The 348-nt window shown below is 46.8% G+C and carries 1 protein-coding gene; it reads right to left on the reverse strand.

Annotated features, from left to right (window positions below):
• A partial coding sequence (locus tag B4033_RS11645; protein ID WP_286834175.1) for a radical SAM protein occupies positions 1–348 on the reverse strand: 348 nt, incomplete at both ends.

The following is a 348-nucleotide window of genomic DNA, read 5'->3' on the forward strand; positions in this document are numbered from 1 at the left end:
GCCAAACGGTACATGTTGGCTGTTGGGCCACCCAAATCCGAAATGATGCCAGTAAAGCCTGGTGCAGTATCACGAATTTTTTCCACTTCACGCAGAATCGATTCTTCCGAACGGTTCTGAATAATACGACCTTCATGTTCCGTAATCGAACAGAAGGTACAACCACCGAAACAGCCACGCATGATGTTCACAGAGAACTTGATCATGTCAAAGGCTGGGAAACGTGCATTACCGTATGATGGATGTGGTAGACGTGCATAAGGCAGGTCAAACACGTAGTCCATCTCTTCCGTAGTCAACGGAATTGGCGGTGGATTTAACCATACGTCACGTTCACCATGCTTTTGT

It is taken from the genome of Acinetobacter sp. UBA3132 (assembly GCF_002364825.1).
GTDB lineage: Bacteria > Pseudomonadota > Gammaproteobacteria > Pseudomonadales > Moraxellaceae > Acinetobacter > Acinetobacter schindleri.